The following is a 13,202-nucleotide window of genomic DNA, read 5'->3' on the forward strand; positions in this document are numbered from 1 at the left end:
CAGTCGCAACGCACTTGAGGCGGCTCTTTTCGCCACGAGCGGCACTATCCTCGGTGAGGGTTCCGTTTATCCATGTCGGCGAGCCTGTCGGTACGATCCGTGATCCTGTGACGCCGAACTTCGGGGTGTGTGACGGATGCGAGACAAGACCAGCAGCGAAGCCGCTTGCCCAGAGGAAGAGGTTTCGTGGCAGCCCTCCCGACCAGTCTGGCCGGTTGGCTGGGTGACTATTGGATAGATGCCAGATGCGCTCGGCAGGCCAATCCCGGCGGCCTGGGGGCCGGGCGAAGGGGCCGCACCCGCGGCTGAAACCGACGTGGGCCAAATGTAGCGCTCTCGCGGCAATTTCGCCGGGACCGCGGCGCGCAATACGGCAAACGAAGCTCCGGTCGGTATCGTGCAGGACCGCCGATTTTAGCCACAGCCGCGCGTGAGCCCGCAAAATCGGCTATACAAACCATCAACGCCGAGGGCTACAACGCGGGCAGATCCGCCGCTCCTTTGCTGGACTTGATCGGATCATTCCTCCACAAGAAATATTCGTTTCGACCACAAGTGCGGTTCGGGCGAAAATACCTTGCGCCGGTGGGAAGGAAATGTACCTGATCGTGCTCCTGGGCGACGGCGATTGCGTGGTGGAAACGCGGTCAACAGGACCAGTAACGGTCCAAGGGTCGGAAAGAAATGAGCAAGCCGGCTTGCGTAGATACCGATGTAGGACCGCCAACAACGTTTGCGCCGCTCAAGAATCAGACATTTAGATCGATTTGGCTGGCGACGCAGGTTTCCAGCCTGGGCTGGCTGATGCAGACTGTTGCCATCAGTTGGCTGATGGCAACGATCTCAAAGTCCGATCTGACTGTGGCGCTGGTGCAAGCGTCAACGACGCTGCCTGCGTTTTTTCTGTCTGCCTTTGCCGGGGCCATCGCCGACAATTTCAGCCGCCGCAAAGTCCTGTTCGCTGGCTGGTGTGTAATAGCGCTGGCATCGGCGATGCTGGTTGGCCTCGTGGCGCTGGGACTTGTCGATCCTTGGATCGTCCTGGGATTGAGCTTTTTAGCGGGATGCGGCGTGGCGTTCACCGACCCGGCTTGGCATGCCTCGGTCGGCGATGTTCTGCGCAAACGGGATGTTCCAGCTGCAGTGACGCTTATCTCTGTCGGATATAATGCCGTTCGCAGTATCGGCCCGGCGTTCGGCGGTTTCGTTGTTGCGTCGTTTGGACCTCTAACCGCCTTCGTGTTGGCGACGCTGAGCTATCTAGCCCTGCTGGGGACAATACAGCGCTGCAGCTGGAAGGTTCCCTCCTCACCTCTCCCACGTGAATCGATGTCGACGGCCATCCATGACGGGGTGCGCTTCACGGCGATGTCTTCAGAAATCAAAGCGGCAATCGCACGCGGTGCCCTTTTTGGCCTGGCTAGCATCGCGATGCTGGCGTTGCTGCCCCTGGTTGCTCGCGATCAACTGAGCGCAGGGCCAATCGCGTATGGCATCCTTATGGCCGGCTTCGGCACCGGTGCCTTCGCCGCCGGCCTCTGCAACAACGTCCTGCGACGAAGGCTGTCTCAGGAGCGGCTGATCACGCTCGCTTGCATAGCCTGTGCGGCGTGTTCACTCTGTCTTGCTCTGACCCCTTCGCTTGAAGTGGCCACTGTGGCACTCGCCCTCGGCGGCGCGGGTTGGGTTGTCACTTGGACTGGACTTGACGTCAGCGTGCAATTGGCGAGCCCGCGGTGGGTCGTGGGCCGGACCCTGTCGATCTATTATGCCTTTTCGTCGGGCGGCATCGCAGCCGGGAGTTGGCTGTGGGGCACGGTTGCTCAGCGTTATTCCCTGAGCTGGGCACTTGAAAGCGCCGCTGGAGCTCTCTTGCTGGTCGCCGCAATCGGGCTCCTGTTGCCCATCCGCGAATGGAGGGAATCGGACCAAGATTCCCGGGGATTCGATGCGCCGGATGTCGCCCTCGATTTAAAGCCGAGAAGCGGCCCGATCGTCATCAAGATCGACTACTTGATACCGGAGAAAAATATCGAGGCTTTCCTGGAGCAGATGCGCGAACGGCGGCGGGTGCAAAGTCGGGTCGGTGCTCGGAACTGGACCCTGCAGCGTGACCTCCAAGAACCTTGCCGTTGGACGGAAACTTTTCGCACTCCGACCTGGACGGACTACCTGCGTCTGAATCATCGACTCACCGCCGCGGATAGGGAACTGGACGGGCGTCTGCTCGAATTGAATTCCAGAGAGCTTGCCCCTCAAACCAAGCTTTCAATCGAGCGACCTACGAGCCCGGCGCGCAAACGCCATCAACCGACCCCTTTTTTCTCCCGCCCCTGAACGCTTCATAAATGTGAGGCAACAGGGGTTTGGATGCCTGCAGGCTGGGCAGCCATGGAGCGGGTCACATGGCGTTCGAACGCAGCCGAATGAGCCTAGCCCTGTACCTTTCCGCCGCCCGATTTGCAGGCAGCGATCCACTTCATCGCCGAGGTTGGATCGACTAATATACCTGCACGCTTCGAAAAGCCGAGAAAGGCATTGCGTGCGGCGCTCACGGGTTTGCGCGCGGCATTTGCCTCATGGCAAACCCGAAGAGCGGTTTCGTGGATCAGGTCTCTGCGATCTCCCGGCCACTCATCGAGAAATTCGATTGCGTCCGCAAGGCTGGCAATCTCTTGCACGATGTATGTGGCACGCTTCACGAAAATGGAGCTGCTGAAACCTTTAGCGTTCATTCTTTTCTCCCAACCTGCTGGACGATTATTTTGTGAAGAGGCCGCCGCCTCGATGCCCCGCGATCATCGCAAGTTATGCTGTCCGGGTGATGACGGCTCAGCAGGAAAATCGGGACAACCGGCACTCTATTTGGCGTATGATCGGCAGCGACGTCGAACCGGTGCAGTGCCTTGGTTGTCTCCGCCGGCGTTGGCTGAATCAGGCTTTTTGATTCGGCCTACAGCGCAGGCAGGCAAATGGTGTGACTAAGCCCAGGTAGCCCTCAATCGCAACGCAGAATTTGAGCTTCGAGCGCGGCGGCCACGAAAGCACGCCGCGCGACAGCTGCATGAGCCTCGCCCCGCAAGACCTGCAGACAGGCATCCATCGCAATCTTTCGTTTCTTGGTATTGCGGCTGAAATCCCGCAGCAAGATTGCGGCCATTTCATTGACATCGAATACGATTCGCTCTGCGCCATGCCGGCCAAGCTGAATGACGATTGGCCTCGCAAATCTCGACGCGGTCATCTCACCCTCCTCTGCCGGGCCATTCGGCAAAGGCCTGATTTGCAAGTTGCCTCGCAACAGGCACCGCCAGCGGCCCCACGATAGCGTCGCCGGCTATGCTGTTGTCGACCTTGCTCGCCTGTGCCCTCCAGAGTTGGTCCGCGGTGCGGAAGGCAGGGCATAGCCAAGATCTCAGTTTGCCGCGTGTTTATCCATGCACCAGCGCCCTGTTGGTTGCAACGCTGCGGAGTGCCGCGCGGCGGTTCAGCCCAAATCTATCGGTGGCGAGTTTTGAACCCGCTGCGGCTGCCAATTGCGCCCCGTCGTAACAGGCCTTTCTTGGCTTGGAATTAGTTCTTCGGCCACCGTGACGGAGGGTATTCTGCCGGAGACAACGGTGCCCGATCGCAGGGTCATGGCCGCCCGGCGCTAGGCAATTTTGGCTATCAGCTTTTCAGCCCAGACCGTCACGACGTCAGCCCCTGACCGGCGAGCGCGCCCCCCCGCGGCCGGCCTCCCCTTATAGGACGCATTTTGTTTCAGATGTCGGGCAGCCGATTGCAAACTCCCGCGAAGCGCTGGTCATGGGGGTCGATCGAGGAGATCTGCCGGCGGCTGAGGATTTCGCGGAAAGTCATTTTGAGACAAGCCACATCTCTGGCGGCAGCGACAAGCACGGATGGCCATTGGCAAGCCGCGGGGACAAGCGCATCGCGGAAATAGGCAGAGTCTTCCGAGCTCCGCCGAATGGACAGGAGTTTTTTCGGATAGCCTCGCGTTGGCGAAGCCGCTCGCGAGGGCGCCTCAGCAGCGCAGGAGCGAAAGCGGGCGAACGGTGTCTTGGAGTCCCGGTTTACTGGACCAAGCTGATTGGAGAACTGGTGGCGCGGGCTGCGCTGTTGACGCGCCGGCCGGCTTGGTACAGGCTCCATTAAATCGATTATAGACCGCTTCGTACATCGTAGCTGTCTCCGACAAAACAGGGATCATGAACGACCACGCAAAGGAAAGCAGGAAAGGCAGACCGGTGGACAACGCGAACGACATCACAGCGGACCTGATCGCCGTTGTTGTCGCTGTCAACGGCCATGAGCCTCGCGTTCTCACGATCGGCCGGGCAAACGTGCTACCATCAGGTCCGTTCGAACTCGGCCATCGTTCCCTTCAGTCGGGCTTAAGGTCATGGGTGGAAGAACAGACCGGGCAGCCCCTAGGCTATATCGAGCAGCTCTACACCTTCGCTGATCGCGACCGGGTCGGCACCGGGCAGCGTGTAATCTCCATCAGCTATCTCGCGCTCACTCGAGAAGAAGAGGCAACGCAATCGGCCAGGCGCCGTTGGCAAAGATGGTATGATTATTTCCCCTGGGAGGACCACCGCTCCGGGGCTCCATCGATGCTGGCGAGGGTTTTGCGCCCGCGCCTGCTCAAGTGGGCGGACAGTGCTGGCGACAATGAGACGCGCCGAGAACGCCGACAACGGGCGGCGGTTGCCTTCGGCTTCGATGAGCGGCAATGGAATGAGGAACTGACGCTCCAGCGCTATGAGCTGCTTTACGAAGCGGCCATGGTGGGAGAGGCGGCCGGCGGGCAGCCTTCGGCCGCACTGTCCTCGGCAGCAGGGGAATCGATGATCGCGGATCATCGTCGGATCTTGGCTACGGGAATCGCGCGCCTGCGCTCCAAAATCAAATACCGGCCGGTGGTCTTCGAACTTATGCCACCGGTCTTCAGTCTTCTACAGTTGCAGCGAACCGTGGAAGCCTTGGCGGGCAGGCTCCTCCACAAGCCGAACTTCCGTCGGCTGGTCGAGCAGCAGGAGTTGGTGGAGCAAACCGGCGAAACCACCGCCGACACCGGCGGCCGACCGGCCAAGCTTTATCGCTTCCGTCATGGGGTTCTCGACGAGAGGGCTATTGCCGGGGCAAAATTGCCGCTAACGCGGGCGTGACAATCCGCTTATACTCACCGCAAGAACATGCATTGTTATATTCGCCTCGAGTATAATAAAAGACGTCGATGACCACGGCGTTGCCATCGAAACGGATCCTTGTACGACGCAGGAGCCCGCACGTCGGCGCCTGTAATCGACCGGCCAGCGAACAGCCGGCGTCGAGGTCCGGGATGAGCACCGTCTCGTCCGGGGTCAGAAGCTATGAAATGCACGCCGACGTCGATGCGAAAGCGATCCGCAAGGCGGGCGTGAGGCTGGCCTGAGCACGCCTGACAACGCCGAACTGGAAACCGCGCCCGAAGCCGAGCCGGACCATGTCGCGTGCGGCTCGCTACGATGCTCTGGGCGATCAGTCCGATCCGATACGAGTGAGCTTGCCCTTCCAACCTCAACGCCAGCCCAAGGCTTCGGCGCGAATGCGGACACGGCAAGCGAACACCGAGCCGGAGCGTTTATCGCCAGGTCCTCTCGATTCAGGCAGCAGCTTGGTGCACGCCTTCAGAAGGTGGCAACGCCACCTGGAGATTGTCGATTAGCCGTGTTTGGCCAAGCCAGGCAGCGACGAGTAGCCGCGCTGGCCGGTCCAATCTGACGATCGAGGCAAGGTCACTATCCGCGCGAAGTTCGAGGTACTCGACCTTCGAGAAGCCGGCTGCGATGATCGCCTCTCGACCGTCAGTCAGCGCACGACCTACGGATTGTCCGGAATTCAGCTGCTTGGCGGTTCGGACCAGGATTTCTGCCAGTCGAGGCGCCCTGTCGCGCTCGGTCAAAGATAGTCGCGCGTTGCGCGACGACATTGCCAAGCCGTCGGCTTCGCGCACCGTCGGCCCAGCGACAATCTCGACTGGGATATCGAGGTCACGGACAAGCTGGCGTACGACCTGGAGCTGCTGAAAGTCCTTTTCGCCGAAAAACGCCAGATCGGCCCCGGTCTGCAGAAGAAGTTTCGTGACCACCGTCGCCACGCCATCGAAATGGCCGGGCCGAAACGTGCCGCAAAGCCCCTGGCTCACACCGCTGACGGAAACTGTGGTCGCGAAGCCTTGCGGGTACATGTCGGCTGCATCGGGAGCATAAAGGATATGGGCGCCGACTGAGGCGAGCTTGGCGGCGTCATCGTGTTCCGTGCGCGGATAGGCGGCCAAATCATCGGCATTGTTGAACTGCTTCGGGTTGACGAACAGCGTCACGATCACCCGATCAGCCTTGGCCTGCGCGGCTTGCACGAGGCTAAGATGACCCTCATGCAGGGCGCCCATGGTTGGCACGACGGCGATCCTGAGACCCTCGCGTCGCCAAGCGGCAACGATGCTGCGCAGTTCGGAGACGATCCGGACGATCGCGGTGCTCATGTATCTTCTCCTCCACTTACTGTGCTCGGCTCATCGCTAAAGACATGATCGGCGGCCGGGAAGCGGCGCTCGCGTACATCATATGCATATGCCGCGATCGCTGCGTTGGCGGCATCCGCAAGCTCCGCATATCGCTTGACAAATTTCGGCCGGAAGGTGCCGAACAGGCCCAGCATATCATCGACAACCAGGACCTGACCGTCGCAGGCCGGCGATGCGCCGATACCGATTGCGGGAATCGCAATTTCCTGTGTAATCAGCCGAGCAAGAGCTTCGGGTATCTTCTCCAGTACGACAGCGAATGCGCCAGCCTCGGCCACCGCCATCGCATCGCGCAGGATCCGTTCGGCATCCTCGCCTCGTCCCTGAATGTGATAACCGCCAAAAGCATTGACCGCCTGCGGCGTCAGGCCGACGTGGCCCATCACGGGTATGCCGCGCGCGGTCAGAAACCGGATCGTCTCCGCGACGCTTTCACCGCCTTCGAGCTTGACCGCCGCCGCCCCGGTTTCGGTCATAACCAGGGCTGCATTGCGGAACGCCTGCGCGGGGCTTTCCTCGTACGATCCGAAAGGCATGTCCACCACCATCACGGCGCTTTGAAGCCCGCGCCGCACCGCCTTGCCATGAAGAATCATCATTTCGAGCGTAACGCCAACAGTGGAGGACATGCCGTGCAACACCATGCCGACGCTGTCGCCGACCAGCACTACATCGCAATGCTCATCGACAAGCTTGGCGACGGGCGTCGTATACGCCGTTAGGCAAACAAGTGGCGTCTTGCCCTTCCGCGCCCCAATATCCGGCGGGCTCAATGCCCTCGGTCCTCCGGCAGCGCTCACCAAGTTGCTCCTTCCCCTGCGTCAGGTGCAAAAGCAAGCGTTTGCCACATTTTTGTGCAGTTGCGAAGAGGGAATTTGCAGCGCACCACGTTGCCGGCGACATTCATGGGCATGTCCAGTTTGGCGGCGTTGAACTCAAATTCCGCGCCACCAGCCTTGCGCGGCGGATATCCCACCCTGCGCCTCCACTACTGGTGAGCGGTGCGCCAGTTTAGGCCCTCCTAGGGGAATGCTGTTCATGCGACAAGCCATTGCGCAGGGCGAAAAGGCAGAGCATTGGGTGCGATCTAATCCAGCGCCGCTAAAAGCTTGCCGAACCGAAAATGGCGTCGCTGGTCCAAGGCATCAGCCGCTTCACGGTCTTCCCGTGCAATATGAGCAGCAGTCGCGTGCTTCGTGGACGGCTTGGCCGGCGTCTTGGTGCTTCCCCATCGGCAATGTATTGGCGATATCGCACCAGCAACCGGTGGCTGTTTAGTCGAGGAATTCCACCGTACGCTACTGAAATCCTTAACGTGATTTTTATCCCGCTCGCCTAACAACTAACTCATTATGAGGCAGTACAAGCAGCCTGTTCCAGGCCCTGCCCTTCAGGGCCAAAGCGAATCCGTGGAAGCTGGGATCCTCCGAGATCAGTTCGGTGATCTGAGGACCGGGCTTTTCATTTCGATGCCCATCGGCACCCTCCTGTCGGGTCTGATCCTGGCTGTGCAGATGCTTTCAGGCGGCGGCCTTCTGGTGGTGTCGTGGTTTGCGGCGGTCCTCGTGATAAATGGCATACGCATAGGACTTGCCCTTGCCCAGTCAGATATTCGCGATGGTGGGCCGAAGCCGGTTGGTGCCCGACTTTCTCTTTACGGGATGTTGGCCTTGGCGTCCGGCATCGCGTGGTGTTTTCTTGCGGTGCTGACGGACGGATACAGCACTCCTCAAGCGCCGCTGTATCTGATCGTTCTTGCAGGCCTGTCAGCCGGTTCGGTCACCTATGGAGCATCATACGCACCAGCTTCAATCAACTTCATGACGCTGCCGCTTCTGGTCGCGGCCGGATGCGTGTTGGCGAAAGGCGATATCGAGAATCACATCCTGGCCTTTACGATCTTGCTCTTTCTCGGTGGAATGATCAGAAGCTCGCTTCTCGGCCAATCCCGCTTCCGAGAGACGAGCCGCCTCAAATACGAGGCGAGGGAGTTCGCCGCCGAGATGGAACGAAACTCCAGACGGGATCCACTGACGAATTTGCTCAACAGGGCGGGGCTAGAGCATGACGTCTGTCAGCTAGCACTCGCCGACGGTCCGTTCGTGGCCATGCTGATCGACCTGGATGGATTCAAATCGGTCAACGACACCTATGGTCACAATGTTGGAGACGATCTGCTGATCAGAGTTGCACGCAGGATAGAGAAGCGTGCGCCGCCAGAAGCAACAATTGCGCGCATCGGCGGAGACGAGTTCGTGCTGCTCTTTGCGGGCAGCAGATCTCTGCATGCGCCGGATGAACTTGCATCCTCCATCATCGCGGCGATCGCGGATCCGGATCCGGAGTTGAATGCGGTGCGGGTCGGCGCTTCGATTGGCATCTATGTGTCGGAGAAACCGCAATTGACGGAAATGCTGCTGCGAGCGGATTTCGCGCTTTATGCTGCCAAGCGCAGAGGCAGGCACGAATACTGTCTCTTCGATGTCGAACTCGAACACGGACTCGAGCGTAGGCACTGCATCGAACGCGATCTGCGCGGAGCCATCGAAGCAGGCACTCTTTGCTCTTGGTTCCAGCCCATCGTGCGACTGGACACGCATGCAACCGTCGGATTCGAAGCGCTCCTGCGGTGGCGCCACCCGATACATGGCGCCATTCCCCCACCTGAGATCGTCACGGCGGCACGTGAAACCGGTCTGCTTTCCTTGCTGAGCGAGAGGGTATTCCTCAACTGCTGCTCCATGATTGAAGAGCTGGTGAAAGACGGGCGCCAGGATGTTCGGGTCGCGATGAACCTCTCGCCACGCGAACTGGAAGCAGGCAGCGTCGACGACATGATCCTGGACAGCTTGAGGAGAAAGAATGTCCCCGCCGCGATGCTTGAGATAGAGATCACGGAAGAAGCGCCAGTGGATCGCGACAGGGTTGACGAAAAGCTGGAACGCTTGGTGGATGCAGGCATTTCGATTGTTCTGGATGATTTCGGCACCGGTTTTTCGACTCTGGTTTCGCTGAAAGACCGTCGAATCCGCAAGATCAAGATCGACAAGGACTTCGTTCGCGATCTAGCCAAGTCCGTGGAAGATCAGGCTCTCGTCAAGGCTGTCATCGATCTCGGGCAAACGCTGGGAATAGAGGTCATGGCAGAGGGGGTCGAAACGGATGCGGATCGTCGGATCCTCCAGTCACTTGATTGCATGATCGGCCAGGGATTTCTCTTCTCGACTGCGCTTCCCATGCCTGACGCGCTTGCCTTCGACGCCGGACATCCTGACAGTTCGGCAGTCGCCAAGACCCTCTTTGACCTCGCAGGGGTCTCGTTGGGCGGTACCAAAACCGGCAGCGCGGCTTAAGATTCCGCGATCACACGGCGAGAACCGTAGCCGTGCGTTGAGATTAAAACCTTGTGTCGTTCCAAAATTCGTTGACGCCGGCGAGCGCGGCAGAGGCGACACGCCAGACGTTCGCGGCAGCATCGCGAACCCGTCTCGCCGGCGCGTGCGGCGAAATGGCCGTCAGCGCTACCACCGAACACCGCCTCCGGAAATCGGACATGGAGCCACTTCGGAGTTGATGGATTGCTCGGTCCGCCGATGACTTTAATGGATGACGTGAGCTGATCCACCGTCTGTAGCCGGCAGACAGGTGGCTCCACGATGCCGGCTGCCCTGATCGTCGGAGGCAGAGGCGCATCGGCCTGCGGCGTCGCCTCGTGCGACGCAGCGGATCGGGATTCGGCCTCAGCGCGCGGGTTCACCATAATGAGCTTCACGGGAGGTTCTCCAGTTCTAGGTTGCGGACCACACCGTTGGCGGCTCCTCTTCTTCTCGAAGGCCCCTCCCGGCCGAGGGAGCGAACGGGCCGATGTAACCGGGCGAGCATCCCCCTGTCCGGTCGGACTAAATTAGCGTGGCTTCCAGCCGAGCGGGAGACGCCGTGGCCGGGATCGCGCAGGCTGCGGTTGAGCGCCGGGGCCACCGGTTCGGTCGATCGGTGACCGGTTTTTCCCCTCCTCCTCTCCTTCCATTTCCATTGCTATTCCCATTGATTGCCACGTTGGCCGACGCTATATAGCGCCAAGATAAACGGCAGGAGAAAGCAATGGGTCTCGTCCAGTATTCCGATAATGGCCTCTTCGCGCCGCACAAGATCGCGCAGGCGTTCCGTACCACCAGCGAGGAAGTCGCGCGCACCGCGGGGCTCGGGAGAGACGCGGTCCAGCGCAAGGACCGCATTCGGTCGGACAAGACCCAGCGTCGGCTGCGCGAGATGGTCGAGGTGATCAACAAGGTCGAGCCGCGCTTCGGTTCGCAGTTGATGGCCTATGCCTGGTATCGTTCGGAGCCGCTACCGGGCTTCTCCGGCCAGACGGCTATGCAGCTGGTGCGTGGCGGTCGTGCCGATGACGTGCTGGACTATGTCGACGCGGTCGACGCCGGCGTGCACGCCTGACCGGTGCTTTATCGTGGAAAGCTCTATCGGGCGTTGAATCCCATTTATGCGCGAGAGCCGCTGTCGGGCCGTGGCGCTGAACTCTACGGTGGACGATTCAATCCGAAGGGTGTGCCGGCGCTCTATGCGTCATTGTCGGTGATGACAGCGCTACGCGAAGCAAACCAGGTCGGCAATCTCCAGCCGACGACGCTCGTCTCCTACGACGCACAAATCGATGATGTCTTCGACGGCCGCGACGCAGAGGCTTTGTCGGCACAGGATATGGATGCGGCCGCGCTCGCCGACGGCACGTGGCGTGACCAGATGAAAGCAACCGGAGAAGCGCGGACGCAGGCCTTTGCCCGCCGCCTAATGGACAAGGGGTGCAACGGCCTGCTTGTCCGCAGCTTCGCACCCGGCGCAACCAGGCAGGACCTGAACCTCGTGCTCTGGAAATGGGGGGATGCGGCCCCGCACCGCCTCAGCCTGATCGACGACGAGGATCGCCTGTCGAGATAGAAAAGCCGTTCAGGCCGCGATCCGACCGCTTTGGGGTTTGTCGCGAGATGCATCGACATCTCTGGCGACTCCGTGTCAATCCTCGCCAATTGCTCCAGCTTCGTTCTCAACTCCGCCTCGAAGGAAAGGCTTCGCCGACGCGCGGAAGATACGACAGGAGACGCTTGCGACTATCGTCGAGCCGCAGGCAATGGTTTCCTTTTCGCCGTCGAAAAGTGCTCGCGCCGGGGCGATGCCGCCGACCGGTGTCGTGGGCAGCTCGACCTCCGGCCCCACGCCGATGCGCAACAGCATGGTGATGTAGCGGTCGTCCTGGCTGCAGCGCTCGGCGGCAAATTGCAGGTCGCCATCGAAAGGCTAGTCGCTTACCTGCGCTCGATGCTGGCTAAGTGTTCCTGCATGTTCTAATTCCGGAACACGCCGATGCGATTGAACCATTCTGCGGGACTGATTTGGGCGTCGGGTTCGCGGTCGCGCCCATGGCCACGCTTCCCTCGCGTTACCCACTCTGCATGTCGCGCATGGCATATTTTTGTTCAGGTGCGAAGAGCTAAAAAGGGCGAATAGCTGCGGTGTTGACGCGTCGATGCCACTGGTAGAAGCTGTCATTAAATCGATTATAGGCTGCTAAATTAGCGGCTCCAAAGAATCCGGGAATATGGGCGAACAGCCAAAAGGGATCAAGAAAAGCAAAACCGGACGCAAGGCTAGCGACGTCAAGGCTGACCTGATCGCGGTCGTCGCCGCGGTGAACAATAGCGGCCCTTGCGTCCTTACCGTCGAGCAGGAAGCCGCGCTGCCGTCGGGCCCGTTCGAACTCGCTCATCGTTCGCTTCAGTCGGGCCTGAGGGACTGGGTCGAACAACAGACAGGCCATTCGCTAGGCTACATCGAGCAGCTCTACACTTTCGCCGATCGCGATCGGATCGGCGCCGAGCGCGTGATTTCGATCAGCTATCTCGCGCTTACCCGGGAAGAAGAGGTGACCGGGGCGACCAGGCGCTGCTGGGGAAGCTGGTACGACTATTTCCCGTGGGAGGACCACCGCTCCGGAACTCCGCCGATCATACGAGAGGTCTTACGCCCGCGCCTGATGGAGTGGGCCGACGGTGCGGCCGACACCGCGACGCGCCTCGAGCGCCAACGGCGAGCAGCGGTTGCCTTTGGCTTAGATGAACGGGCATGGAATGAAGAGCTGGCGCTGCAGCGCTATGAGTTGCTCTTTGAAGCGGGCATTGTGGAAGAGGCGACGCGCGATCGCCGTTCGACCGAGCTCGCTTCGGTTCCAGGTCGCCCAATGGTCGCTGACCATCGCCGCATCCTGGCGACAGGCATTGCGCGCTTGCGCTCCAAGATCAAATACCGGCCCGTCGTGTTCGAGCTCATGCCCCCGGTTTTCACGCTGCTGCAACTGCAACGGACGGTCGAGGCGCTGGCAGGCCGGCTCATCAACAAACCAAACTTCCGCCGGCTGATCGAGCAGCAAGAACTGGTGGAAGAGACTGGCGAGACGTCAGTCGATACGGGCGGTCGGCCGGCGAAACTGTATCGTTTCCGCCATGCCGTCCTCAATGAAGGCGCCATGGCCGGGACAAAATTGCCGCTGGCGCGCCCTTGACAGGGTTATAGTCGGCGTAGATATATGCCGCTTATTTTCAGCCTGAGTACAAGCGGA

12 protein-coding genes are annotated in these 13,202 nt (G+C 60.4%); 6 read left to right on the forward strand and 6 right to left on the reverse strand.

Annotated elements, in window-relative coordinates; all coding sequences use genetic code 11:
* The first annotated feature begins 684 nt into the window (after nt 1-684).
* Complete coding sequence (locus C7I87_RS23995) at nt 685-2,337, forward strand: MFS transporter (protein ID WP_149906518.1); 1,653 nt, start codon at nt 685-687, stop codon at nt 2,335-2,337.
* 95 nt (nt 2,338-2,432) lie between these two features.
* Here C7I87_RS23995 and C7I87_RS24000 read toward each other — a convergent pair whose 3' ends face one another.
* Together C7I87_RS24000 and C7I87_RS24005 are read right to left on the reverse strand one after the other, a co-directional pair.
* On the reverse strand, nt 2,433-2,735 hold the full coding sequence (locus C7I87_RS24000) for a DUF982 domain-containing protein (RefSeq protein WP_149906519.1): 303 nt from the start codon (nt 2,733-2,735) through the stop codon (nt 2,433-2,435).
* Between the two features lie 263 nt (nt 2,736-2,998).
* The gene (locus C7I87_RS24005; protein WP_149906520.1) at nt 2,999-3,244 is read right to left on the reverse strand and encodes a DUF982 domain-containing protein; all 246 of its coding nucleotides are present in this window, start codon (nt 3,242-3,244) and stop codon (nt 2,999-3,001) included.
* A 967-nt stretch (nt 3,245-4,211) separates the two neighbouring features.
* Between C7I87_RS24005 and C7I87_RS24010 the strand changes: the two genes are divergently transcribed.
* Nucleotides 4,212-5,174, forward strand: coding sequence for an NUDIX hydrolase (locus C7I87_RS24010; RefSeq protein ID WP_149906521.1), 963 nt, complete (start codon nt 4,212-4,214; stop codon nt 5,172-5,174).
* Between the two features lie 476 nt (nt 5,175-5,650).
* Here the strand turns inward: C7I87_RS24010 and panC are convergent, their stop codons facing one another.
* Genes panC through C7I87_RS24025 form a run of 3 tightly spaced genes read right to left on the reverse strand, consistent with a single transcriptional unit; the run spans nt 5,651 to nt 7,550 of the window.
* Nucleotides 5,651-6,532 (reverse strand): pantoate--beta-alanine ligase, encoded by an 882-nt coding sequence (gene panC / locus C7I87_RS24015; RefSeq protein ID WP_149906522.1) that lies wholly within the window; start codon nt 6,530-6,532, stop codon nt 5,651-5,653.
* Nucleotides 6,529-7,374, reverse strand: a complete 846-nt coding sequence (gene panB / locus C7I87_RS24020) for a 3-methyl-2-oxobutanoate hydroxymethyltransferase (RefSeq protein ID WP_149906523.1) — start codon at nt 7,372-7,374, stop codon at nt 6,529-6,531. Before panB ends, panC begins: the two co-directional genes overlap by 4 nt.
* On the reverse strand, nt 7,371-7,550 hold the full coding sequence (locus C7I87_RS24025; RefSeq protein ID WP_149906524.1) for a hypothetical protein: 180 nt from the start codon (nt 7,548-7,550) through the stop codon (nt 7,371-7,373). The genes panB and C7I87_RS24025 overlap by 4 nt, the downstream gene beginning before the upstream one ends.
* A 493-nt stretch (nt 7,551-8,043) precedes the next feature.
* On the opposite strand from C7I87_RS24025, the gene C7I87_RS24030 reads away from it, so the two are divergent.
* From C7I87_RS24030 to C7I87_RS24040, 3 genes are all read left to right on the forward strand, one after another.
* Nucleotides 8,044-9,927, forward strand: coding sequence for a putative bifunctional diguanylate cyclase/phosphodiesterase (locus C7I87_RS24030; RefSeq protein WP_246696388.1), 1,884 nt, complete (start codon nt 8,044-8,046; stop codon nt 9,925-9,927).
* A gap of 748 nt (nt 9,928-10,675) precedes the next feature.
* On the forward strand, nt 10,676-11,026 hold the full coding sequence (locus C7I87_RS24035; protein WP_149906526.1) for an MbcA/ParS/Xre antitoxin family protein: 351 nt from the start codon (nt 10,676-10,678) through the stop codon (nt 11,024-11,026).
* A 3-nt stretch (nt 11,027-11,029) separates the two neighbouring features.
* Nucleotides 11,030-11,527 carry an RES family NAD+ phosphorylase gene (locus C7I87_RS24040; RefSeq protein WP_149906527.1) on the forward strand — a complete coding sequence of 166 codons (498 nt, stop codon included), beginning with the start codon at nt 11,030-11,032 and terminating at the stop codon, nt 11,525-11,527.
* A 75-nt stretch (nt 11,528-11,602) separates the two neighbouring features.
* On the opposite strand, the gene C7I87_RS24045 is transcribed toward C7I87_RS24040, so the two are convergent.
* On the reverse strand, nt 11,603-11,821 hold the full coding sequence (locus C7I87_RS24045; protein WP_149906528.1) for a hypothetical protein: 219 nt from the start codon (nt 11,819-11,821) through the stop codon (nt 11,603-11,605).
* Between the two features lie 364 nt (nt 11,822-12,185).
* On the opposite strand from C7I87_RS24045, the gene C7I87_RS24050 reads away from it, so the two are divergent.
* Nucleotides 12,186-13,145: an NUDIX hydrolase gene (locus tag C7I87_RS24050; RefSeq protein WP_149906529.1), complete on the forward strand. Its 960-nt coding sequence runs from the start codon at nt 12,186-12,188 to the stop codon at nt 13,143-13,145.
* The last annotated feature ends 57 nt before the right edge of the window (nt 13,146-13,202 follow it).

Source organism: Mesorhizobium sp. SARCC-RB16n (assembly GCF_008520305.1).
Lineage (GTDB): Bacteria > Pseudomonadota > Alphaproteobacteria > Rhizobiales > Rhizobiaceae > Mesorhizobium.

Excerpts from the sequence above, each read along its gene's own strand:
- panC (WP_149906522.1), bottom strand. The coding sequence starts at position 6,532 with ATGAGCACCGCGATCGTCCGGATCGTCTCCGAACTGCGCAGCATCGTT.
- C7I87_RS24010 (WP_149906521.1), top strand. The coding sequence starts at position 4,212 with ATGAACGACCACGCAAAGGAAAGCAGGAAAGGCAGACCGGTGGACAAC.
- C7I87_RS24030 (WP_246696388.1), top strand. The coding sequence starts at position 8,044 with ATGCCCATCGGCACCCTCCTGTCGGGTCTGATCCTGGCTGTGCAGATG.
- C7I87_RS24045 (WP_149906528.1), bottom strand. The coding sequence starts at position 11,821 with ATGCTGTTGCGCATCGGCGTGGGGCCGGAGGTCGAGCTGCCCACGACA.
- C7I87_RS24050 (WP_149906529.1), top strand. The coding sequence starts at position 12,186 with ATGGGCGAACAGCCAAAAGGGATCAAGAAAAGCAAAACCGGACGCAAG.
- C7I87_RS24000 (WP_149906519.1), bottom strand. The coding sequence starts at position 2,735 with ATGAACGCTAAAGGTTTCAGCAGCTCCATTTTCGTGAAGCGTGCCACA.
- C7I87_RS24005 (WP_149906520.1), bottom strand. The coding sequence starts at position 3,244 with ATGACCGCGTCGAGATTTGCGAGGCCAATCGTCATTCAGCTTGGCCGG.
- C7I87_RS23995 (WP_149906518.1), top strand. The coding sequence starts at position 685 with ATGAGCAAGCCGGCTTGCGTAGATACCGATGTAGGACCGCCAACAACG.
- C7I87_RS24035 (WP_149906526.1), top strand. The coding sequence starts at position 10,676 with ATGGGTCTCGTCCAGTATTCCGATAATGGCCTCTTCGCGCCGCACAAG.